Consider the following 744-nt stretch of genomic DNA (forward strand, 5'->3'; position numbering starts at 1 on the left):
TTTAAGTGTTACATGCATAATTATATTAAAACTGCTTTAAAATCGCTTAGAAGTAAAAATAGGTGCCTTAAGTGGCCGAATTGACGATAGCTGAGATAAAAAAACGGGATAGGAGCTTTTTAAATGACCAAACCCAACAAAGAAATCGAAACAATTGATCGATTGTTGGCTGACCCCTGGGCAGTCAATATTCAAGACATTTGGGAACAAGCGGCATATAATCCAGATCCTGATAAACGCAAGCTGTTTGACGCGTTACACACTTACCTCTTAGATAAACGCCAAGAGCAAATTATCAACGAAAAGCATTTTGTGATTTAACATGGACAGGTCAAATAATCAGTGACTGAAATAGAAAGGAGGCACAAAATATGGCTAAAACTCGAACATATATGGACAAGTATAAATTCACAGCTGCAGAAAACCAACGGTTTGCCCGAGCAAACTTTACCAAGTTAGTGCATACTAATGCTCGTTTTGAAGGCGTTAATACCACTTTGCCACAAACACAAACTATTATGGACGGTATGAGCGTAGCAGGAGTACCTGTTGAAGATGTTTTGACGATTGTTAATTTAAAGCGTGGGTGGCAATATATCACTGCTCAAAATTCCCCTTTAACGTTAACCATGGAAAAACAAATCAACAAGATTGTGGCAGCGGAAGACGCCTTAATACCGGGAGAATTACGGCAAGGGAAAGGAGGAGTTGATTTAGGTAGTGAAGACTTTTTTGAACCACCTT

General features: G+C 38.8%; 1 protein-coding gene and 1 pseudogene. Both read left to right on the plus strand.

The annotated features are described in order from the left end of the window. Positions 1 to 123 precede the first annotated feature (123 nt). Positions 124 to 321 (plus strand): hypothetical protein, encoded by a 198-nt coding sequence (locus FD47_RS14670; protein WP_054736798.1) that lies wholly within the window; start codon positions 124 to 126, stop codon positions 319 to 321. Between the two features lie 50 nt (positions 322 to 371). Further along, a pseudogene (locus FD47_RS14675) lies at positions 372 to 744 on the plus strand (filamentation induced by cAMP protein fic); the annotation flags it as partial.

It is taken from the genome of Lentilactobacillus parafarraginis DSM 18390 = JCM 14109 (genome assembly GCF_001435895.1).
Lineage (GTDB): Bacteria > Bacillota > Bacilli > Lactobacillales > Lactobacillaceae > Lentilactobacillus > Lentilactobacillus parafarraginis.

Bases quoted from the DNA above. Each gene is read 5' to 3' on its own strand.
- FD47_RS14670 (WP_054736798.1), top strand. From the start codon at position 124: ATGACCAAACCCAACAAAGAAATCGAAACAATTGATCGATTGTTGGCT.